Source organism: Micromonospora sp. NPDC006431, assembly GCF_042870725.1.
In the GTDB taxonomy this organism is placed as follows: Bacteria; Actinomycetota; Actinomycetes; order Mycobacteriales; family Micromonosporaceae; genus Micromonospora.
Genome location: NZ_JBIAHQ010000009.1, coordinates 229,733 through 251,888, shown reverse-complemented (window position 1 = coordinate 251,888; position 22,156 = coordinate 229,733). Strand labels below are relative to the sequence as shown.

At 69.2% G+C, this 22,156-nt stretch carries 13 protein-coding genes; 3 read left to right on the top strand and 10 right to left on the bottom strand.

Annotation, left to right across the window (positions count from 1 at the left end):
* Positions 1-71: 71 nt before the first annotated feature.
* Positions 72-1,145 carry an acetylxylan esterase gene (locus ACFYM6_RS18215; RefSeq protein ID WP_387276808.1) on the top strand — a complete coding sequence of 358 codons (1,074 nt, stop codon included), beginning with the start codon at positions 72-74 and terminating at the stop codon, positions 1,143-1,145.
* Here ACFYM6_RS18215 and ACFYM6_RS18210 read toward each other — a convergent pair.
* From ACFYM6_RS18210 to ACFYM6_RS18185, 6 genes are all read right to left on the bottom strand, one after another.
* Positions 1,061-1,936, bottom strand: coding sequence for a dihydrodipicolinate synthase family protein (locus ACFYM6_RS18210; RefSeq protein WP_387276806.1), 876 nt, complete (start codon positions 1,934-1,936; stop codon positions 1,061-1,063). The two genes, ACFYM6_RS18215 and ACFYM6_RS18210, sit on opposite strands and share 85 nt — an antisense overlap.
* Before the next feature lie 125 nt (positions 1,937-2,061).
* On the bottom strand, positions 2,062-2,982 hold the full coding sequence (locus ACFYM6_RS18205) for a dihydrodipicolinate synthase family protein (RefSeq protein ID WP_387276804.1): 921 nt from the start codon (positions 2,980-2,982) through the stop codon (positions 2,062-2,064).
* Complete coding sequence (locus tag ACFYM6_RS18200) at positions 2,973-4,016, bottom strand: oligopeptide/dipeptide ABC transporter ATP-binding protein (RefSeq protein ID WP_387276802.1); 1,044 nt, start codon at positions 4,014-4,016, stop codon at positions 2,973-2,975. Before ACFYM6_RS18200 ends, ACFYM6_RS18205 begins: the two co-directional genes overlap by 10 nt.
* Positions 4,013-6,004 carry a dipeptide/oligopeptide/nickel ABC transporter permease/ATP-binding protein gene (locus ACFYM6_RS18195; protein ID WP_387276800.1) on the bottom strand — a complete coding sequence of 664 codons (1,992 nt, stop codon included), beginning with the start codon at positions 6,002-6,004 and terminating at the stop codon, positions 4,013-4,015. The genes ACFYM6_RS18200 and ACFYM6_RS18195 overlap by 4 nt, the downstream gene beginning before the upstream one ends.
* Entirely contained in the window at positions 6,004-6,963 is a 960-nt protein-coding gene (locus ACFYM6_RS18190; protein ID WP_387276798.1) for an ABC transporter permease, read from the bottom strand. The genes ACFYM6_RS18195 and ACFYM6_RS18190 overlap by 1 nt, the downstream gene beginning before the upstream one ends.
* Positions 6,964-7,040: 77 nt before the next feature.
* Positions 7,041-8,597 (bottom strand): ABC transporter substrate-binding protein, encoded by a 1,557-nt coding sequence (locus ACFYM6_RS18185; protein ID WP_387276796.1) that lies wholly within the window; start codon positions 8,595-8,597, stop codon positions 7,041-7,043.
* Positions 8,598-8,803: 206 nt separating this feature from the next.
* On the opposite strand from ACFYM6_RS18185, the gene ACFYM6_RS18180 reads away from it, so the two are divergent.
* On the top strand, positions 8,804-9,592 hold the full coding sequence (locus ACFYM6_RS18180; RefSeq protein WP_387276794.1) for a FadR/GntR family transcriptional regulator: 789 nt from the start codon (positions 8,804-8,806) through the stop codon (positions 9,590-9,592).
* Positions 9,593-9,662: 70 nt separating this feature from the next.
* Here the strand turns inward: ACFYM6_RS18180 and ACFYM6_RS18175 are convergent, their stop codons facing one another.
* Both ACFYM6_RS18175 and ACFYM6_RS18170 read right to left on the bottom strand, forming a co-directional pair.
* The gene (locus ACFYM6_RS18175; protein WP_387276792.1) at positions 9,663-10,364 is read right to left on the bottom strand and encodes a FadR/GntR family transcriptional regulator; all 702 of its coding nucleotides are present in this window, start codon (positions 10,362-10,364) and stop codon (positions 9,663-9,665) included.
* A 497-nt stretch (positions 10,365-10,861) separates the two neighbouring features.
* On the bottom strand, positions 10,862-12,724 hold the full coding sequence (locus ACFYM6_RS18170; RefSeq protein ID WP_387276790.1) for an exo-alpha-sialidase: 1,863 nt from the start codon (positions 12,722-12,724) through the stop codon (positions 10,862-10,864).
* 121 nt (positions 12,725-12,845) lie between these two features.
* Between ACFYM6_RS18170 and ACFYM6_RS18165 the strand changes: the two genes are divergently transcribed.
* The gene (locus tag ACFYM6_RS18165; protein ID WP_387276788.1) at positions 12,846-15,488 is read left to right on the top strand and encodes an SGNH/GDSL hydrolase family protein; all 2,643 of its coding nucleotides are present in this window, start codon (positions 12,846-12,848) and stop codon (positions 15,486-15,488) included.
* Between the two features lie 203 nt (positions 15,489-15,691).
* Here the strand turns inward: ACFYM6_RS18165 and ACFYM6_RS18160 are convergent, their stop codons facing one another.
* On the bottom strand, positions 15,692-15,883 hold the full coding sequence (locus ACFYM6_RS18160) for a hypothetical protein (protein WP_387276787.1): 192 nt from the start codon (positions 15,881-15,883) through the stop codon (positions 15,692-15,694).
* Between the two features lie 90 nt (positions 15,884-15,973).
* A complete protein-coding gene (locus ACFYM6_RS18155; protein WP_387276785.1) occupies positions 15,974-22,156 on the bottom strand; it encodes a S8 family serine peptidase in 6,183 nt (2,060 codons plus the stop codon).

The window sequence follows — 22,156 nt, the reverse complement described above, 5'->3', positions numbered from 1 at the left end:
GTGACCGAGGGGCACCCCTGAACGGCACGGTGATTGGCCGGTAACGCCCGCACCTCGAAGGGAAGAACGTCATGCTCGTCGACTGGCCACTGGACCGTCTCCGCGACTACCTGCCCACCCGCGACGAGCCCACCGACTTCGACGACTTCTGGGCCATCACTCTCACGGAGTCGCGAGCCGAGCACTGGCCCGCCCGCTTCGTCCCCTACGACGCTGGCCTGTCCACCGTCGAGGTGTACGACGTCACATTCCCCGGATTCGCCGGCCAGCCGGTGCGCGGCTGGTTCCTGCTGCCCCGGCACGCGAGTGGCCGACTGCCCTGCGTGGTCGAGTACCTCGGGTACGGCGGCGGGCGCGGCCTGCCGCACGACTGGCTCACCTGGAGTGCCGCCGGCTACGCCCACCTCGTCATGGACACCCGGGGGCAGGGCAGCAACGGCAAGCTCGTGGGCGACACGCCGGACCCCGACCCGGTCGGCCTGCCCCAGGCGCCCGGCTTCCTGACCCGCGGCATCGGCAACCCGCACCACTACTACTACCGCCGGGTCCTCGCCGACGGCGTCCGCGCGGTCGACGCGGCGCGCGCGCACCCCAGGGTCGACCCGGACCGGGTGGTGGTCACCGGCGGCAGCCAGGGCGGAGGGATCACCGTCGCCGTCGCCGGCCTGGTCGACGGGCTCGCCGCCGCCATGCCCGACGTGCCATTCCTGTCCCACTACCGGCGCGCCGCCGAGATCACCGATGCCCTCCCGTACGGCGAGTTGGTGTCGTACCTGAAGACCTATCACGGTGACGTCGACCAGGTCTTCGCGACGCTGAGCTACTTCGATGGCATGAACTTCGCCGCCCGCGCGAGCGCGCCGGCTCTCTTCTCGGTCGCCCTCATGGACAGCGTGTGTCCGCCCTCGACTGTCTTTGCGGCCTACAACCACTACGCGTCGGGCGGCAAGGAGATCGCGGTGTGGCCGTACAACGGGCACGAAGGCGGCGCAGGCGTGCAGCGTGCGAAGCAGATCCGGTGGTTGCGGAATGTGCTGACCGGCGATGTCGTCGGCCGAATTCACTCACCCGGGAAGAGCTCCGGCAGGCAGCCGCGCACGATCGGACGTAGCCGCTCGGCAGCCGATTCGTCGATGGAGGCGTAAGGCCAACGAACCCGGGTGCCGATCTCGGCCCAGTTGCCGAGATGAGCGAGAAACTTGTCCAGCGCCGGGTTCCCGAAGCCCTGCCGGGCGAGCGGGTCGACGTGGTCGGCCAGGAACCTCTGGATCCGGCGCTCCACATCGAGCGCACCCCCGGGGTCCTCGATCATCATCCGCTGCCATCCGACGGCGCCGGTGGGATTGAGGGCGGCCACGTTCGAGTAGGAGCCGGCGGCGCCATGCCTAAGGCCGGTCGCCAGGGCATGCCCCGGGACGAAGATGGCCAGGTCGCCCGCGTACTCCCGCATCGCTGCGTACCACGCGGCGTCGCCGCCGGCGACCTTGATACCGATGAGGCTCGGCACCTCCCGGCGAATCGCGGCGTAGCTATCGGCGGCGACGTGGGTCTTCGCGTGCGCCGGGTTGTACAGGACGAGCGGGACCGGGTCGGCGGCCGAGGCGATCCTGACCAGAAAGCGGATCACCTCGGTACGCGACAGTGGCAGCCAGTCCGGCAGCGTCACCTGCAGGGCGCTCGGCGCGACCGCCCGTGCCCGATGGACCCGGCCCAGGCAGGTTTGCGCGCTCATGTGGCTGGCACCGATCTGAAACGGAATCCGGTCGCGCGCACACTTGTCGGCGACGAGCTCGTTGATCCGGTCGTACTCGTCCTCACTGAGCGTGTGGAACTCGCCCGCGGTGCCGTGCGCGTAGATGCCATCGAGCCCGGCGGCGACGAGGACATCGAGCGCGTGCGCCGCCAGGTCCCAGTTGATCGTGTCGTCGGCATGCAACGGCAGGAGCAGCGTCCCCCACGTACCGCGTAGGTCCGCCGATCTCGGTGCCGGCGCCCTGTGCACCGTCTCGTGGCTGGCCCGTGGTGGCGTATCCCGTTGTCCGCGGCCGCCGTCCCCGTGTCTCACAGCAGGCCAGCCGCGCTCAGATACTTCCCGACCCGGGCGATCTCGTCCTCGTTCAGCGGGATCTGCGGCACCGCCGTCGTCGGGTAGTCGATGATCCCGCGCAGGTACAGTGCGGCCTTGAACGCTCCCAGCGCGGACGAACCCGTACCCATTCGGGGTCCGCCGACAGTGACGAGTTCGAAGAGGTGCAGCAGTCGCTCCTGTTCGGCTCGCGCGGCCTCCCAGTCGCCGTCCGACGCGGCCCGGAACAGCCGCGCATAGCCGTGCGGGTCGACGTTTCCCAGGCCCGGCACCACACCGTCCGCGCCCATCCAGAGCGCGGAGTCGACGGTGAGTTCGGAGCCGGTCAGCACGCTGAACGAGTCGATGTCCCGACGGTCCCGTCGCCCGAGGATCACCCCACGCAGGCCGCCTTCGTCGCCACTGGAGTCCTTGACTCCGGCCAGCACACCATCGCGGGCGAGGTCGAGCAGCAGGTCGACGCCGAGCTTGCTGTGCACCGAAACCGGCAGGTCGTAGGCGTACAACGGCAACCCCGCCCGCGCCGCGATGGTGCGGAAGTGCAGCTCGATCTCCGCGGGGTGGGTGCGGGTGTAGAAGGGTGCGGTGGCCACGAGCCCGTCCACGCCCGCCTCGGCGGCCACCCGCGCGTGGTCCAGTACGCGCAGGGCGGTCATGTCGATCACGCCGGCGAGCACGGGAACCTGGCCGGCGACGTGGCCCCGGACCGTGTCCAGCACGATCTTGCGGTGACCGTCCGGGAGGAAGGCCACCTCGGAGGTGGAGCCGAGGACGAACAGCCCGTCCACCCCACCGTCCAGCAGATGGTCCACCAACCGGGTCAGCGATCCGGTGTCGACCTCGAAATCCGGGGTCAGCGGGGTGGATACCGGGGGGATGACGCCGGTCAGTGACATGAAGGCTCCTGGGCTTGGCTGATCAGTTCGAGGTCGGTCGAGCCGTCGCGGATCGGATGGTGGCAGCGGAACAGGTGATCACCGGGCCGGACGACGGTGGCGATCTGCACTCCCGGCATCTCCATGGCACACCGGTCGTCGGCCTTCCAGCAGCGCGTACGGAAGGGGCATCCGCTGGGCGGCCGGGTAGCGGAGGGAACCGGCCCGGCCAGCGGGATCGGGTCGATCGGGAAGAGCAGCCCGGGCGTGGCCGAGAAGAGCGCGCGGGTGTAGGGGTGGCGGGCGCCGCCGGGCACCGCCCCGGCCGGGGTTTGCTCGACGATCCGGCCGAGATACATCGTCACGACCCGGTCGCTCATGCGCCGCACCGTCTGAATGTCGTGGGAGACGAAGACCATCGCCAGGTTGAGCTGCTCCTTCAGGTCGAGCAGCAGGTTCAGGATCTGCGCGCGTACCGAGACGTCGAGCGCGCTGGTCGGTTCGTCGGCGATCAGCAGCTGCGGCCGTAGCGCCAACGCGCGGGCGACCGCGACCCGCTGGCGCTGGCCGCCGGACAGCTGGCTCGGCAGCAGGTCGGCGACGCTCGACGGCAGGCCCACCAGGTCGAGCAGCTCGCGTACCCGCTCCTCGCGCTGCCGGGAGCTGCCGACCCGGTGCACGTCCAGCGGGTCGCGCAGCACCTGCCGGATGGGCAGCCGCCGGTTGAGCGCCGTCGAGGGGTCCTGGAACACCATGCCGGTGCTCGACCCGATCACCGCCCGACGCCTGCCAGGGGACATGGACCAGAGATCCTGGCCGCGAAATCGCACCGTGCCCGTGGTGGGCTTCTTCAGCCCGACCAGGATCTTGGCGAGCGTCGACTTGCCGCAGCCGGATTCCCCCACGACACCCACCGTCTCGCCGGCCTCGATAGTGAAATCCGCGCCGGTAAGTGCGTGGACGCGATCGCGGCGGAAGAGCCCGCCGGAACGCGCCGTGTACACCACGTGCACATCGGCGAGTTCGACGAGAGCCTCGGTGCTTGTCGCAGTCATCGTGCCTCCGCAGGGCTGGCCGGTGCGGCGCTCGCGCCGGTGGCGAGGGCGGACGCCGTGACGTCGATCGCCGGGTGGTGGCAGGCCACCTCGTGGTGGCGCTGCCCCGCCAGCCGCGGCGTCTGCGTACGGCAGATCTCGGTGGCCATCGGGCAGCGGTCGGCGAAGCGGCAGCCGCTGGGGAAGTCGGCAGGGGCTGGCACGACGCCGCGGATCTGGGTCAGCCGCGCGGCGCCGGACTCCAGCGACAGCACCGAGCCGAGCAGCCCGCGAGCGTAATGGTGGGCGGGCGCGCCGACCAGGGCCGCCGTCACCCCGGTCTCCACGATCTGGCCGCCGTACATGACGACGACGCGGTCGGTGACGTCGGCGACCAGGGCGAGATCGTGCGAGACCAGGATCAGGGCGAAACCCAGCTCGGCACGCAGTCGCAGCAGCAGCTGGATCACCTGCGCCTGCACGGTCACGTCCAGCGCCGTGGTGGGTTCGTCCGCGATGATCAGCTTGGGCTCGCGGGAGAGGGCCATCGCGATCAGGACCCGCTGCCGTTGGCCGCCGGACAGTTCGTGGGGGTAGGCCGAGAGGGTACGCGCCGGATCGAGGCCCACGAGCTCCAGCAGTTCCGCCGGGCTGCGCCGGCCGCCCCGGCGGACCACCTGCTTCAGCTGCGCCCTGACGGTCATCGCGGGGTTCAGCGATGACAGTGCGTCCTGGTAGATCATCGCCATGTCGTGGCCGAGCAGCCGGCGGCGGGCCGTCCGGGGAAGCGCCAGCAGGTTCCTGCCGTCGAAGAGGATCCGGCCGCCGATGCGGGCGCCGTCTGGTTGCAGGCCCATGATGGCCAGCGCGGTCAACGACTTGCCGCAGCCGGACTCGCCGACGAGGCCGAGCACCTCGCCGGGGCGCACGTCGAAGGAGATGCCGTCGACGACGTCCACGCCGTCGTGCCGGCCCTCGAAGCCGATGGCGAGTTCCTTGACCTGCAGGATCGGCTCGCCCTGCGGCAGCGGGCGAGCCCGTTCGGCCAGCCGCTGCGCGGCCTTCGCCAGCCCCGGCAGCTCGGTGATCTCACCGGATCCGGGGGTCGCCTGCTCGAGCGCGTCGACCTCCGACGCTTTCTTGACCGGGTCGGCGCGCCGGGCGGTGGGTGCGGCCCAGGCGTCGGAGACGCCCTCGGCGAGGATGTTGAGCGCGAGGACCGTGATCAGGATCAGCAGGCCGGGGAAAACCGTGGCCCACCAGCCGCCGAGCAGGACCATGTTGCGACCGTCGGCGATGACGCTGCCCCACGAAGGGTCCGGTGGGCGTACGCCGGCGCCGATGAACGACAGCGACGCCTCGAAGACGATCGCGTCGGCCACCATCACCGTGCAGAAGACGAGGATGGGCGCGGCGCAGTTGATCGCCACGTGCTTGAGCAGGATGTGTGGGGTGCGGGCGCCGATGATGCGTTCGGCCGCGACGTAGTCCTCGCCGTACTGGGCGAGGACGTTCGCGCGTACCACGCGGGCGATGGATGGCATGTAGAGGAATGCGATGGCCAGCACCAGCACCAGGATGCTGCCACCGAAGACGGCGACCAGCACGGCGGCGAGCGCGATGCCCGGAAACGCCATGACGACGTCGAGGCTGCGCATGATCGCTTCGTCGACCGCCTTGCGCGACGTGGCCGCGATCGCGCCGATCACCGCGCCGAAGACCAGCGCGATGGCGGTCGCCCCGAGCCCGATGATCAATGACCACCGAGCGCCGTAGAGCAGCCGGGTGAAGATGTCGCGGTTCGCGCTGTCGAGGCCCATCCAGTGCGCCGCGCTGGGCCCGCCACCGGCCGCCTGCTGCACGTACGGCGAGTGCGGGGCGAGCACGGAGGCGAGGACCGCGGCGAGGGCGATCACGGCGAGAACGGCGATGGAGATCCACGAGGGCAGGCCGAGCCGTCGGAAACGGATTCCGGGCCGGGAGAGCCTCCTCGCAAGTCCGCTGCGCATCACGCGGCGCTCCTGATTCTCGGGTTGACCAGCAGGTAGAGGACGTCGACGACGAGGTTCACCACGACGAAGCCGGTGGCAATGGTGAGCACCACGCCTTGCACCACTGCCGGGTCCCCGTCGCGCACCCCGTTGATCATGAGCTGCCCCATGCCGGGCAGCGCGTAGATGGTCTCGATGACCACCGCGCCGCCGAGCAGGTAGCCGATGCGCAGGCCCAGCACCGTCAGCGGATTGATCAGCGCGTTGCGCAGGACGTTGCGTCCGATCACGACGATCGGCGGCAGGCCGCTGCCGATCGCGGTGCGGACGTAGTCCCTGTCCAGCTCCTCGACCATCGACGTCCGGATGATCCGGGTCAACTGGGCGGCGACGGGCAGCGACAGGGAGAGCGCGGGCAGCGTCATCGACCGCAACCAGCCGCTGAACGAGTCGCCGGGATTGATGTAGCCGCTGGTCGGGAACCAGCCGCGGTCCACGGCCAGCCACTGGATCATCAGCAGGGCCAGCCAGAACGCCGGCGCGGCGACGCCGATCAGCGACACCAGCCGGATGAGCTGGTCGGGCCAGCGGTCCCGGAAGATCGCCGCGGTGACGCCGAAGATCACGGCCAGGACCACGGCGACGGCCAGCCCGAGGAAGGTCAGCTGCAGCGTGAGCGGCAGCGCGGTGACGACGGAGTCGAGCACCGGCGCCTTGGTGAGGACGCTGGTGCCCATGTCGCCGTGGAGCAGGTCGCCGACGAAGCGCACATAGCGCACCGGCAGCGGATCGAGCAGGCCGTTCTGCACCTGGAACTGGTGGATCTGTTCCGTCGTCGGGTTGGCGCCCTGGAAGTAGGCGTACTCCGGCTTGTTGTTGGAGAACCGCATGATGATGAATACGAAGAGGATGACGCCCAGCAACAGCGGGATCAGGATGAGTATTCGGCGGACCAGCATTCTGGCGACGACTGCCACTGGTTAATCCTCCTGACGCGGCCCGGCCGGTGGGCGGTGGGTGCGGCGCCGGGCCGTGCCCGGCGCCGCACGAGGGGTCAGACGCGCTGCGCCTGCAGCAGGTTGATGCCCGGGTATGCCTGCGGCCGGACTCCGGTGAGCTTTTTCGGATCCCAGGCGGTCATCAGCTCCGTGTGCAGGACGGGGTAGAGCACTGCCTGCTCCGCGATGACGTCGAGGTACTGGTGCAGCAGCTCCAGCTTCTTTGTCCGGTCGGACTCCTGGGTGGCCTTGTCCATCAGCGCGAACAGGTTCTTGGCCGCCGGGCTGGTGTCCCACTTGGTGTACTTCATCCAGGTGCCGCCCGAGGTGTAGTTGTAGCGGAGAATCAGGTCCGCGTCCAGGCCGAACTGGTTCGGGTTCGACGCCGCCGCGACCACCTGGTAGGACTGCGACTGGTCCATCTTGGTGAAGAGCGCGGCGGTGTCCTGCGGTTCGAGCGTGGTCTTGATGCCGACCGCCTGCCAGGAGTTGGCGATGGTGGGCAGGCAGTCGGTGATCCAGCTGACGTTCACCGCCATCAGCGTGACGGACAGGTTCGTCACGCCGGCGGCGGCCAGCAAGGCCTTCGCCTTCGCGGGATCGTAGTTGTAGGCGGTCTTCGCCTTGGCGTACGACGGATTCTGCTCGTTGAGAAAGCTCGTGGCCGGTGTGCCGTGGCCCTTGAGCGCCACGTCGATCATCTTCTTGGTGTCGATGGCGTAGAGGAGCGCCTGGCGCACACGCACGTCGTCGAAGGGCTTCTGGGCCGTGTTGAACATGAGGAACATGTGGTTCATGCCCTTGCCGCCCTCGACGGTCAGCCCACCGCTGCGCAGCTGGTCGATGTTGGCGTACGGGATGTTGTCGGCGATCTGGGCCTCGGCGCTGGCGCCGGAGATCTTCGCGACCCGGGCTGGCGCCTCGACGATGGACAGCCAGTTCATCTTTTTGATGACGGGCTTGCGGGGGCCGTTGTAGTCGGCGAAAGCCTCGAGCACGGTGTTGGACTTCGGGTTGTGCGCGACCATCTTGTAGGGGCCGGAGCCGACCGCCTTGCCGCCCTTGGCCGCGTCCCAGCCGCCGGGCGCGCCGAAGACGTGCTTCGGCATGATCTTGGCGATCGTCAGGCGCTGCAACGCATCGGGGAACGGGAAGTTGAAGACCAGTTCGACGCTCGTGTCGTCGACCTTGCGCGCCTCCTTGAGCCAGGTCCCGAAGAAGGAGTAGGTGAGCGTCTGAGCGGCCGGGTCGAGGATGCGCTGGAAGGTGAAGAGCACGTCGTCGACTGTGACCGGCTGGCCGTCGTGCCACTTGGCCCCCTGCCGCAGGGTGAACTTCCACGTGGTCGCCGAGGTGTCGACCGGCAGGGCGGTGGCCAGGGCCGGGTAGGGCTCGCGGGTGATCGGGTCGGTGTCGACCAGTCCCTCGTAGATGTGGTTGATGGCGGCCATGGAGAAGGCCGACGCCGTCATGGTCGGGTCCCAGCTCTGGTTGTTGCCGTATCCGATGACCGCGGTGACGAGGTCTTTGTCGCCGCCGGCCCCCGCCGAGCTGGTGGACGCGGGGCCGCTGCAGGCGGAGAGGGCGGCGGAGATGGTCGCCGCGGCGCTCACCGTCCCGCTGTAACGCAGAAAGTCGCGGCGGCTGAAAACTGGCCGAGAAACCGGAGCGCTCACGGTGCCTCCTGTGGGGATTCTGGCTTTGGCTTGAATTGTCTCTTCGAGCCATCACGTTGGACGTCCTACGTCCCACGTCCTGTAGAGTGGAGGCTAGGGGCCGCGCTCGTCCCCGGTCAAGACCAAATGACCAGGAGATTTCCGTGGTGTTTCACGCCGATCCTCAACGCACGGGCGACGCCTCGGCCCGACCCCCCAAGCTGCGCCGCGTTCCCGCAGGTGAGCGGCGTCGGCTCAGCCGCGCCGTCGAAGTGCAGGAGGCGGTCAAGGGCCTCATTCTGGAACGCCGGTTGACCACGGGGGACCCGTTGCCGACCGAGTCCGAACTGATGGAGGAGCTGGGCATTGGCCGCAACTCGGTCAGGGAAGCCCTCAAGGTCCTTCAGGCCGTCGGCATCGTCGACATCCGCCACGGCTTCGGGATGTTCGTCGGGCGCATGTCGCTCAACGGCCTCGTCGACGAACTGACGTTCCACAGCCGCATCACCCTGCCGGACGAGCGCAACCACCTCGGCCACCTTATCGAGATTCGCGAGATCCTGGAGAGCGGGCTCGTGCAACGCCTGATCGACCAGCAGGACGATCTGGACCTGGCGCCCGACCTGGCCCCGGCCCGCAACGTCATAGCGCAGATGGAGACCGAGGCACGGGTGGGCACCGTATCCCCCGACACCGACCGCCGCTTCCACGACGTGCTCTACCACCCGCTGGGCAATCCGCTGGTGGGCAGGCTGCTCGGCGCATTCTGGGAGGTCTATCACCAGCTGAGCGACGACCTCGGCCCGCCCGACGAGACGCCCGCCGACGTGGCTCGCAAGCATCGCGACATCTACACGGCCGTCGTCACGGGGGATCGCGCGCTGGCCGCGACGGCGATACGCGCGCACTTCGACGGCGTACGCGCCCGGCTGGCCCGCCTAGGGCAACACTGACCGAGTCCACCTGCTCGGCCGCCGTGCTGCCGGGCGGAAGAGCGGATGGTTGGCGCCGACTCGACCCGGCTCAGGCCGCTTCGCTGTCGAGCGGCTTCGCCGCTTGGGCCGCCTCGGCCCGCGCGATGCGCTCCTTGACGTCGCGGAAGTGCCGTTCCATCGCCTCCTGGGCGGCGGACGCGTCCCGGGCGCGCAGCGCATCGACGATCCGCCGGTGGTTGCCCACCGTTACGTCCATGCGCTCGTCTGGCGCTCCCACCAGCGGCTCAACCTGGTGGTAGACCTGCCAGAACAGGTCGATCAGCTGCAGCACGAGCTCGTTGCCGCAGGATTCGTAGAGCAGCGCGTGGAAGGCCCGGTCCGCTTCGAGGTCGGCCTGCATCGCCGTCGCGAGGGCGTCGAGCGCCGCCAGGCGGCTCGGACTGGTCGAGCCGGCGACCCGCGCGACGAGCGCGGTCTCCAGCATCTCCCGCACCTCCACGAGGTCATGGAGCGCGCGGACGCCATGCGGGCCGGAGCGGATCCGGAACTCCAGCGAAGAGCTGAGCACGTCAAGTGAAGCTCGGCCGACGAAGGTGCCGAACCCGTGGCGGATCTCGACGATGCCCAGCGCCTGCAGCGCCCGGACCGCCTCGCGCACGCTGTTGCGACTCGCCCCCAGCAAGTCCATGAGCTGCGGCTCGGTCGGCATCGGAGCGCCGGGCTGGAGCTGACGATCGTGGATCAGGGCCATGATGCGGTCCTGAACCGTCTCGCCGTTGCGTCTGGCCATCCCGTGCCTCCAGGCTCTTCCGCGGCTGGTACACATCCTACCTCCGGACCGCTGAGGAGCAATGTACACGCGGCATCCGCCCGCTGGTCTGCTGGTGTCGCGCATGTTCCAGATGCCCGCGGACATCCCATGTCTTGCTTCGCAGAGGTGGACAGATCGGCGGGGCACCGAGGCGTGGAGTCGCCCGGCTCCTACGGTGCCAGGACGGCTGAGGCAGTGAGTGGCGTGACCGCCAACGCCCGGGTCGTCGGGGACGGAGGCGGTCAGGTCGTTCGAGGATCCACAACAACCACCGCACACCCGGTGAACGTTTGTGGACACCGCACCGGGGGCCCGGCCGCCATAACCTCGCAGCGTTGCAGCCGCTGCGGGAACACGCACCGGAACAACCGCGAAAGCGGTGTTCCGATGCGGGTCCTGCGGACACCAGGCCAATCAGCGTCGGCGACGTACGGCGCTGGCATCGGGAATCTCGCGCGTAGAGGCGGGAGAGGATGTCAATGCTGCGGGTTGATGGCCGTGAACGGGAGGCGAAGCCGGAGCTGGCCGGCGATCGGGGCGTTGTGTTCCCGGATATCCCGCAACTCCTGCGGAGTGAGAGCGCGGCCGTAGATGCGGAACTCGTCGAGGGTGCCGCGGAACGGGTTGTTGAGGCCGTCGACCCGCCGGCCGAGGTAGATGCTGTGGATGCCGAACTCCTTGCCGGTGGTCACCGAGCCGCGGGGGGCGGCCAGGTCGGCGACGGTGGCGCCGTCAATGAAGACCGCGACGCGGGTTGCCGTGCGTTGCATGGCGACGTGGTGCCAGAGCCCGTCGTTGTACGCGCCCGCGATGGTGATGTTCGCGTCGCCCTGGCCGGTGCCGACGACACCCCGGATGCGGTTGCTCGCCGGTTCGGCCCGCAGCCAGATCTGCGCGGCTCCCGTACCCACCTGGTGGAACCACCAGATCACGATGTTGCCGGTGGTCTCGCTGTACCGGAACCACGTCATGATCGTGAACTGGTCGTCCCCAAGGTCGACGTCCGGGTTGTACGGCACCTCCACGTGGTCGTCGACACCGTCGAGCGCAATCCCGGTGCCGTACCGTCCCTCGGTCAGCGTCGCGCCGCCGCGGACGTAGGCGGTGTTGTCGTAGCGTGGTGACGCGTCCGGGGTCGTCGGTCCCGGCTCCGGTGGCGGCGGCAGGTCCGGCGGCGAACCGTTCGGGGTGTCGAGGTACGCCTCGTTGAACCTGACGAACTGGACCACCTCGTACAGGGCGGACACGCCGCCTTCGTACAACACCCCGGCCACGGGGCCCGCGACCGGGTCGCTCTCGATCTTGACGAGGTCGGAGTACCCGCCCGGACCCCAGCTGATGACCTTGCCTTCCTGCCAGGTCTCCCAGGTCTGGGCCTCGTCGTACGAGGACCGGATCGTCAGGGCCTCGCGCTTGCCCGGGTTGGCGGGCCCGGAGAACAGGATGCGGTCCCGCGCGTCGCCTTCGTCGGTGGCGGTGAGGCGCAGCAACGCTCCCTGCACGACCGGCATCATCAGCTCGGGCACCATCTGAAACGGCGCGTCGAAGCCTTCGGCGCCGTCGCTGGAGACCGCGTACGCCCGGGTGCCCTCAGCCGTGCCGGCTTCCCGCACGTTGACGTAGATCCGCCCGTCGGTCAGCTCCACCAGCGTCGACTCGTTGACGAAGATGTCGTTGGCGGCGCCACCGGCGCTGGCACCCAGGTGCCAGGTCTCGCCGCCGTCGTCGCTGTATCCGAGGTGGATGCCGGCGATGCGGCGCCCGTCGGGCGCGAAGGACTCATGGTTGGCGCTCATCACCAGCCGTCCGGCGTGCGGGCCGCGTTTGAGCTGGATGGCGTGCACCGGGCCGGTGGCGTACCAGGCTGCCCACTCCGGCTGCATCAGCTCGGTCATTTCCCGCGGCGCGGTCCAGGTCGCTCCGTGGTCGTCGCTGATCTGCAGGAACGGAACGCGACCACCGCTCCCGGTGCCCGGGTTGTGGGTGGTGAACAGCACGACCCGACCGGTCCGTTCGTCCACGATCGGCATCGGGTTACCGTGCGTGTCGCCGTTGCCGCGCGACACGACCTGCAGCGGCCCCCAGCTGCGACCGCCGTCGTGGGACCGCTTCAGCACCAGGTCGATGTCGCCCCTGTCGTCACAGTTGTTGACCCGGCCTTCGGCGAACGCCAGCAGGTCTCCGTTGGTGGCCTTCACGATCGCCGGGATCCGGAAGCAGAAATACCCGTCCGTTCTTGCCGTGTAGACCGCCTGCTCCTCGTGGTACGGCTCGGCGGCGTGCGCGGTGCCGGGGGTGAGCAAGGCGCCGACCATCGCCGCGATCGCCGCAACAGACAACCATTGATGGTGTCTCCGACCGAGTCTCTGCCTCGTCATGAATGCGATACCTCCACTGGTCACCACTTGGCGGATCGTGTCGAACGGCAGGTGAGGCCGGAGCTGCCGGCTGTCACACCTGTTGCGCTCGTGGATCGTCCGCGGCTCTGCCCGTGCCGCCAACCTCTCGTCACACGTACGAAGCGTTGCCGGACATCCTACGTCCCATGTCGCTGACCGCAAGCCCCTTTGCTGCACACCGTCCCGCGACGATCTGCCAACGTCGATCAATTTGCGCGCCGTGACGCACCTGGCCAGCAAGGTAAGTCGCAATTGGACGGAACGCCGGTCACCTGTTGACCGCAACGTGGGCGGGGAGCAAACTCGTTGGCGATCGGGAGGAGATCCCATGTCCAACATTCGGACAATGACGCAAACCGCCAGCACCGTGCTCGCGCTCGTGCTCGGCCTGACGAGCCCGGCCGCCGCAGCCGGCCAGAACACCCAGTCGACGGCACCGCCGCATGGCTGGGTTGGCACCTGGTCGGCCTCGGCTTCCGGCACCGTGCCCAACCTCCCCACCGGATATGCGGACCGGACCATCCGCAACGTCGTGCACACCAGCGTTGGTGGTGCAGGTCTGCGGGTCTCACTGACCAACGTCCTCGGTACAGTGGCGGTGCGGATGGACGCGGTGACGGTCGCGGTCGCCGATGCGCCCGACGCGCCGAACGCGGTCGCGGGCACGATGCGCGAGCTGACCTTCGGTGGCGCGCCGTCGGTGACCATCCCGGCCGGCGGCGAGGTGCTGAGCGACCCGATCTCCCTTGCCGTGCCGGAAGACGGCGACCTTCTGGTCAGCGTGTACACCCCGGTGCCGTCCGGGCCGGTGACCTATCACCAGGTGGCCGACCAGACTTCGTACCTGTCGCAAACCGGCGATCACGCGGCCGACGAGTCCGGTGCCGCGTTTACCCAGACGATCACCTTCTGGCCGTACGTGAGCGGCGTGGACGTCCTGGGAGATGCCGAGGGCGCAGTGGTCACACTCGGCGACTCGATCACCGATGGAAACAACTCGACCCGGAACGCGAATCACCGCTGGCCGGACTACCTGGCCGACCGGCTGATCGCCGAGCCTGGGTCGACCCGGCTCGGCGTGCTCAACGCCGGCATCAGCTCGAATCGTCTGCTCAACAGCACCTGGAACCCCAACGCGCTGTCCAGGCTGGACCGGGACGTGCTGACCGCGACCGGCGCGCGCTCCGTGATCGTCATGTTGGGAATCAACGACATCGGCGGCCAGCCGCAGCACCACGAGCCGTCGCAAATCGTCGCGGCGTTGGGCCAGATTGCGGCTCAGGCCAAGGCCAAGGGGCTGCGGGTCACCGGCGGCACGCTTACTCCGTTCGGCGGGTCGAGCAACTACACCGAGGAACTGGAAGGCGTGCGACAGGCGGTCAACGACTTCATCCGCGACGGCGGCGCGTTCGACGCGGTGGCCGACTTCGACGCCGCGCTGCGCGACCCCGCGGTGCCGAACCGGCTACGGGCGGAGTACGACTCCGGCGACCACCTGCACCCGAAGGACGCCGGCTACCAGGCGATGGCGGCAGTCGTTGACCTGGAGAAGCTCGACCGCCGCCCGCCCGGCCACTGGGTGGGCACCTGGCAGACGGCAATGGCGCGCACGACGCCCGGTGCCGACCAGGGCATGCCGAACCACTCGATCCGCAACGTGGTGCACACCAGCGTGGGTGGCGACGCGGCCCGCGTCCGCCTGTCCAACGCGCTCGGCACGGCGCCCGTCCTGATGCGGCGAGCGACGCTGGCGGTGGCGACCAGGCCCGACGCACCCGAGGCGGTCGCCGGCACGATGCGCGAGCTGACCTTCGGCGGAGCGCCGTCGGTCACCATCCCGGCCGGCGGTGAAGTGCTCAGCGACCCGATCTCCCTCGCCGTGCCGGCAGACGCGGACCTGCTGGTGACCGTCTACACCCCGATGCCGTCCGGCCCGGTGACCGAGCACCCGCGCTCGTACCAGACGTCGTTCATCGCCGCAGACGGCGACCATGCGGCGGACGAGCAGGGCGCCGCGTTCACCCGGCCGACTACGGCCTGGTACTACGTGACAGGCGTGGACGTCCGGTCCACCACCTCGCGCGGCGCGGTGGTGACCTTCGGCGACTCGATCACCGACGGGGACAGGTCGACCATCAACACGAACCTGCGGTGGCCCGACGTTCTCGCCGACCGGCTCGCCGCCGAGCCGGGACCAACCAAGCTCGGCGTGGTCAACAGCGGCATCAGCGGCAACCGGATCCTCGATAGCAGTACCGGAACCGGGATCGGTGGCCCGAACGCGTTCGCCCGCCTGTCCCGGGACATGCTGACCACTTCCGGGGCGCGCACGGTCATCGTGCTCGAGGGAGTCAACGACATCCTCAACCTCGCACACCCCGACCCGGAGACCCTGAAACTCGCCCTGCGGCAGATCGCCGCCCAGGCACGCGCACAGGGCCTGCGGATCGTCGTCGGAACCATCACGCCGATCAAGGGATGGCGCTCCTACTCCGAGGAACGGGACAACGTGCGGCAGGCCGTGAACGAGTTCATCCGCACGAGTGGCGACTTCGACGCCGTCGTCGACTTCGACGCGGTGGTGCGTGACCCGGCCGACCCGCAACGGATCAACCCGTCGTACGACTCGGGCGACCACCTGCACCCGTCGGACGCGGGCTACCGCGCGATGGCTCAGGCCATCGACCTCGGCACACTCCGCTGAGTGCTGGCTGCGTGCTGCCCACCCAGGTCGGCACGCAGCCACCCACCGGAGCGGTGACGCGCGGCGAGCAGCGATCCGCCGGATCATCCCGGCCCAGCGCGGGACTGTACAAATGACGGCTGATCGACCTATCAAGGGAGAGACGCCAGATGACGACTGAGATCACCTCGGGGCAGGAGCCGGCCGGCGGTCGGTGGGTGCGGTCACCGATAAGCAGTTGATCGCGATCCTGGTCGATCGAGCTCGGGCTGTCGAGCGCTGAGCACAGGCAACTCCCGGATCGGCAACAAGGCGAAGGGCTCTGGCGCGTCGGGCAACGCGCCTTCGACGTCCGGCACGTCGCCATCGACGAGGAACTCGGACTCTTTGATATCAAGTGCGCGGATGCGGGCCAAAGGCGCAGACTCGGTAGTCGCGGTCAGAGCCTCCCCGGGATGATGTCCCGAGAAGACTCTGACCTCTGCTGGAGGGCCGGTTCGGCTATCTCATAGGCGCGGGTCCTCCTGGACCTTCAGGTCGTTGAGGATCGGGTCGCGCTCGCCGATCTCGCTGCGGAGCTCGATTTTCAGATCGCCACCGGCGTGCTCGACGGTGACCGTGTTCACGTCCGCGGTCAGCGCACCCGCCTTCGCCTGCACGTCGTGGTCGTGGAGCACGGCCTTGCCGTCGACCAGGACATCGAAGGTACGCATGCCGGCCTTGACCTTCTCGATCTCCGCGAAGTCGAGGCCGATCTGGTACGTGCCGGCGGGCGCGTTCTTGAACACGTAGGCGAACGTCTTCCCGGTCCGCTGGGCGCGGAACAAAGCGTCATCCTCGGTGCCGGCGATGTCCGCCTTGGTGGCGCGCGCGACGCCTCCGACGTACCCCCATGCTCCCGAGCCCAGCGGCTGGTCGGGCGACCAGACGAAGCCGTCGGCACCGACGTGCCCGGACCCGCCCACGTCGACGCCCTTCCAGTAGGCCGAGGTCGCCAGACGGACCGGCGTGTACTGGGCCTCGCCCTTGCCAGCGTTCGACGCCACGAGCACGTCACCGACGAGGATGCCGGGCTGGAACCCGGTGTTGTCGACGATCGCCGTGACCGTGGTGGACTCACCGACCGCGAGCTGGACCGTGCCGGTCGCGGCCTCACCCGTCAGCGTCAGCCACGGAAGGTCCGCAGCCTCGTGTCCGCCCTTGGTACGGAGTTGCTCGCTCAGCTGGACCTGCAGTGGCGCGGAGCCGGTGTTGGTCACGGTCACGTCGGCGCTGGCCGCCTGGTCGGAGCTGAGGAACCAGTCGAGGTCTGCTCCGGCGATGGTCGCGACGCCTGTGGTGAGCGCGGTGTCGACCACCTCGGCCTGGTCCTTCTTGGCGATGGTGACCGGGTGGCTGGCCGTGACGTAGTTCGGCGCCCAGACCTCCACGGTGTTCTCGCCGACCAGCGCCTGGGCCTTCCAGCGGCCCGCGGCGTCGGCCGTGATGACGCGGTCGCCAGTCGGCGACTTCAGCGTGACGATCGCACCCGCGATCGGCTTGCTGTCGTTCGCGTCGGTGACGGTGCCCTCGATCGTGCCCGCAGCCGGGAGGGTGTACTGCAGCCCCAGGCCGGCCGTGAGGATGGGCTGGTTGAAGGAGTACTGGCTCGCGGGGTTGCGCTCGAGGCTCTCCACGCCGACCGTGGCCGACGACCCGCGGGTCACGGGCTTCTCGCCGCCGATCCCGTCGCCGTACCCGATCTGGATCCGTCCGTCCGCGATCAGGGTGACCGAGAAGCTCACGCGGGCCGTCCGGTCACTGTAGAAGGTGACGTTGCGCCACTCGATGACCTGCGCGGCCAGCCCGTCCACCTCGGTCGTGCCCAGGTAGATGCCTCCCTCGGCGTCGACGATGAGGTCGTCCCAGAGCGGATAGATCGCGTCGATCGGACTTCGCGACGGCAGTGCCGTGTTGTTCCGCAGCGTGCTGGCGCGGTCGAAGACCAACGAGCCGTTGGTGTTTACGCACACGCCGTCCCAGGACGTGTCGTAGAACGGGAAGCGGAAGCTGGAGTCGAACCACAGCACGCCGCAGAGGTCGTCGCCGATCCAGCCGGAGTTCTCGGTGCCCTGGCGGTAGAGCCCGCTGGTCACCGTCAACGAGTACGAGCGACCGGCGGGAGCCACCGGCACCTCGCCCGGCTTCGGCTGCTCGGGCACGGGCTCCTGCTCAACCTGGTCTGCGCGCGGGTCGAGCGTCACACGCAGCGCGGCGATGCTCGGGGCGCGCAGGCCCCTCGAACCCCGCAGCTCCACGGTCAGCGGACCGCCCTCGTGCTTCACGACGGCAGTGCGCCAGTCGGCGGCGTTCGACCCCACGGCCGCGGCCGCGTCGTACGCGTAGTCCGTCAGCGAGCCGTCCACGAGGACGTCGAACACCCGCTTCCCCTCGGCCACCTTCTCGATCTCGGCGAACCCGAGATCGATCGCGTAGGTGCCCTTGGGCGCGTCGGGGAAGGTGTAGGTCAGGTCCTTGAGTGGCGTGGTGCGCTGCGACTGGAACAGCTTGTCGTCCGTGGTGCCTTCGATTCCGGCTTGTGTGGAGGTGACCTTCGTCTTTCCCTCGTAGCCCCATGCCTTGTCGCCGGAGGCGTGGTCGGCGGACCAGGTGTAGCCGGAGCCGTCGGTGAACGAAGGGCCGCCGGCGTTGACGCCGACCTGGTACTTCGTGGTCGTGAGCGTCACTGGGACGTAGGTCTTGGACTGGCGTCCGGAGTCGGACCTCACCACGATGTTCGCGCCGAGGACTCCTGGCTTGGCGTCCTTCGATGAGACCGAGACCTTGACGGTCGTCGACTCACCCGGCGCAAGGGTGCCGCCGGTCGAGGAGAGCGACAGCCACGGCAGGTCGGTGAGCAGGTCGTCCTCGACGTCGACGAGCACGACGTCATCGGCGATCTGGTCGACGGCCCAGAGCGCGCCGGTCACGTCGGTGGCAAGGCCGCCGCCCTGGCGCGCCTTCATGCCTGGGAACCACCAGGCGTTGACGAGCTGACAGGTGCTGGGGTTGACCTGGATCAGCCGGGTCGGCCCGCTGCTGGCGAGGTCGCTGTACCAGAGAGTGTTCGACGCGGGGTTGTAGGCCAGCCCCATCACCTCGGGCTTGGGCGCGGCGCAGTAGGAGAGGAACTCGCCCGGGTTCTGCCACGAGGTGCCGGCGACGGTCCCGATGGAGCCGTTCTGGCGGCCGCCCGCGTAGAAGACGTCGAGCGTCGGGTTGTAGGCGAGCCCGGTCAGCTGCACCGTGGACCACGTGCCCTTGATGACCCTGGTCTCCTTACCGGTCTCCCGGTTGAAGCAGTGGATCACCGAGCGCGGGCTGTCCTCGATCTGGCACATGTCGCCGGTCCGAGTGTCGAGCTCCAGGTCGAACGCGCGGTAGGCGGGGTTCCACGCGGCGTCGAAGACCTTGCCGGTCGGCTTGCCGGTCACCGTGTAGGCGGTGTTGGTCCTGGCGTCATAGTCGTGGACCCAGACGTCGCCGTCGTACCCGACGCCGGTGGGCTCCTTCTCCTCGATCTTGCCCGGGATGGCGATCCGGGTGATGACGTCGCCGCCGGAGGTCGTGCCGATCTTGTCGGCGGCTCGCGCTGCAGCGGCATCGACCTTGGTGCTCGTGCCGTCGAAGGACGACGGTTGCATGCCCGTCGACGTCGTGTTCCAGGCGGTGAGGTCGATGGTGCTGTCGGCTCCCGTCCCGGTGCGTTCGGTGGGCCCGGTCGCGTCGAGCTCAGGGTGGCGCCCCGCCTCGCCCAGGTCGTACTTCAGCGGTGCCGAGCCGGTGTTGGTCAGCGTGAGCGTGCCGACGCCCTTCTGGTCGGTGCCCAGCACCGCGTCGAGGCCGTCGGCCTTCAGGCCGGCGACACCCGTGGTCAGACGCGCGTCGATCTTGGCCTTCGCGTACAGCTTGTCGAGGGAGAAGGGGTATGCCGCGGTCGTGTAGTTCGGCGCGTCGACCGTCATGGTGTAGTCGCCGACCGGAAGCTGGCGATGCACGATGCCCGTCCCGTTGGTCGTGACGGTCTCGACGAGCCCATTCTTGTTCGTGAAAGAGACCTTGGCCCCGGCCACCGGCAGCCCGTCGTTCTGGTCGACGACGGTCGCGTCGAGGTACCCGAAGTCAGGCAGGTCGTAGGTGACGATCATCCCGTCGTGCAGCACCGGGGCGTTGTCGGAGAACCGGATGCCGTCGACGCCGGCCCAGCCCTGTATGCCGGTGATGGCGCGGGCGCCGGCGGTCACCGGGTCGTCGGTGCCGATGCCGTGGCCGTACCCGAAGATCACGGTGCCGGAGCGGGTGAAGGTGGCCGAGAAGCTGACCGGCTGCGTGTACTCCGACCGGATGGGGTAGGCCCAGACCCGGACATCGCGGAACTCGACGACGAAGGCGTCCTCGCCGTTGACCTTGGTCGTCGCCGTGTAGACGCCACCGCCCGTGGTCTGGACGGGGGTCTGGACATAGAACGGGAAGGCGCCGGCACCGCCGGTGCCGGGACCAGTGGAGGCGTCCGGGGAGATCACGCCGCGCAGGCTGATACTCAGGGTGTCGTGGCTCCCGTTGTAGAGCGCGACCGGGAACGGCAGCTTCACCGTGGCCCAGACGCCGCTCGGGAACGCGACCGGGTCCGTGCCGCGCAGGTACTCGCCTTCGGAGACGGAGCAGGTGTAGCCGCCCTCGTCGACGACGAGCGCGACCGGGATCTCGGGCGACTCGTTCTGCGCGTCGACGGTCAGCGGGACGGTCGTGGGCGAGAAGCAGGCGTTGGGCTTGATGTTCAGCACGTACCCGCCCTCGGGGACAGCGACGATCGTGAACGCGCCGTTGGCATCCGTGCGTACCGCGGCCAGCGGCGTGTCCTTGACGGAGACGTCGGCGTTCGGGACGGGCTGCTTCTTGTCGTCGACGACCCTGCCGCTGATGTCGTGGCGCGCCGCGGCGGTGAGGGGAACCTCGAGCGAAGTGTTCTGGCCGAGCGTGATCGTGGCGCTCGCTGTCGCGGTCAGGTAGCCGAAGACCTTGGTGCTGATCTGGTAGTCGCCGACCGGGAGGTTCATCGTGAACCGGCCGTCCTTGTCGGTCCCGATCGACCGGCTGAATGGTCCGCTGATCGTCACCTCGGCGGCGGGGACCGGGGCGCCGTTGGCGGTGACGATCCCGGTCAGGGTGCCGCCTTGGCGCGGCGCGAGCTCGAGCAGGCGGACGAGGTCGAGCCGGCCCTCGCCGTACTTGTTGTTGAAGGCGGCGGTGCCGCCGCACTCGGTGTCGTCGACGTCGACGGCCGACTCGGCGAGCAGGCGGCGGGTCTCCTCGACCTGCCCGATGAGGGTCGGGTCATAGCTCCACAGCGCCGCGACGGCGCCGGCGACGTGGGGGGCCGCCATCGAGGTGCCGGACATCTCGGTGTAGCTGTTGTTCGGGTAGGACGACCGGACGGTCACGCCGGGGGCGGAGATCTCGGGCTTGATCCGGCCGCCTTCACCCTCGCCCTTGCGGGAGAACGACGCGAGCGTGCCGTTCGACGCGTAGGCGCCGACGGAGTAGGCGCTCTCGGCGGAGCCGGGCGAGGAGACGGTGTCGCAGGCCGCGTACGGCGAGGTGTTGCCCGATGACCAGACGCTGAAGATGCCCGCGGCGCTCCAGGCCTCGTCGATGGCCTGGAAGAAGTCGTCGAAGTTGTGCTCCGCACTCTGGCCCCACGAGTTGTTGATGACGTGGGGGCGCTTGGAGACGTCCGGGTTGTTCCCGTGGACGTCGGTCGGGGCGAGCAGCCACCAGCCGGACTCGAGCAGCGACTCGGGGCCGTTGGACGCGCAGCACCCGTTCGTCGCGATCCACTGCGCGTCCGGGGCGACGCCGACGTGATTGGTGCCGTCGTCGCCGACCATGGTGCCCATGGTGTGCGTGCCGTGCCCGTTGTCGTCGCACGGCGCGCCCGCGCACGTGCCCCGGGTGGCCATCCAGTTGTAGTCGTGGTTGAACGTGCCGTCGCCCTTGTTGCCGCGGTAGGAGTCCACCAGCGCCGGATGGTCGAACTGGACGCCCGAGTCGAGGTTGGACACGGTGATGCCCGCACCGGTGGCGCCCATGGCCCAGGCCTGGGGGGCGTGAATGGCGTCCAGACCCCACGAGACGGTGCCCGCCTCGGCGGCAGCCGCCGGGGCGGCGGGGCGGACGGCCTGGTCAGCCGGGCTCTTCTCGTCCACGGGCTCGACCAGCGCGACCTGCGGCGTAGCGTGGATCTCGGCGACCTGCACCACCGAGGCCACGTCGAGGGCGAGGTTCTCGGTGCCGCCCTTGACGAGCACAGCGTTGGCGATCGGGTAGGAGGTGTACTTGACGCCTGCCCCGTCGAGTTCGGTGGAGACGGATGCCACGGAGTTCTTCGCCGCTGCGGTCAGCGCGTCGTAGACGAACTGACCGCGAGTGGTCCAGTCGGCGATCTTCTTCGCCGGCGCGAGGTCGGCCTTGGTGTCGAACGTGATCCAGAAGTCGGAGACCGGCTCCGTGCGGAAGCGGTCCTTCAGGTCCGACGCGATCTTGCTGGCGGCCGCACCGGGATCCGGCTCGGCGGCCGACGCCGATGGTGGCGAGATCGTGCTCAGGCCGACCGCTACGGCCAGCGAAGCGACGAGGGCTTTGAGTCTCAT

Excerpts from the sequence above, each read along its gene's own strand:
- ACFYM6_RS18215 (WP_387276808.1), top strand. The coding sequence starts at position 72 with ATGCTCGTCGACTGGCCACTGGACCGTCTCCGCGACTACCTGCCCACC.
- ACFYM6_RS18195 (WP_387276800.1), bottom strand. The coding sequence starts at position 6,004 with ATGCGCAGCGGACTTGCGAGGAGGCTCTCCCGGCCCGGAATCCGTTTC.
- ACFYM6_RS18200 (WP_387276802.1), bottom strand. The coding sequence starts at position 4,016 with ATGACTGCGACAAGCACCGAGGCTCTCGTCGAACTCGCCGATGTGCAC.
- ACFYM6_RS18205 (WP_387276804.1), bottom strand. The coding sequence starts at position 2,982 with ATGTCACTGACCGGCGTCATCCCCCCGGTATCCACCCCGCTGACCCCG.
- ACFYM6_RS18175 (WP_387276792.1), bottom strand. The coding sequence starts at position 10,364 with ATGGCCAGACGCAACGGCGAGACGGTTCAGGACCGCATCATGGCCCTG.
- ACFYM6_RS18155 (WP_387276785.1), bottom strand. The coding sequence starts at position 22,156 with ATGAGACTCAAAGCCCTCGTCGCTTCGCTGGCCGTAGCGGTCGGCCTG.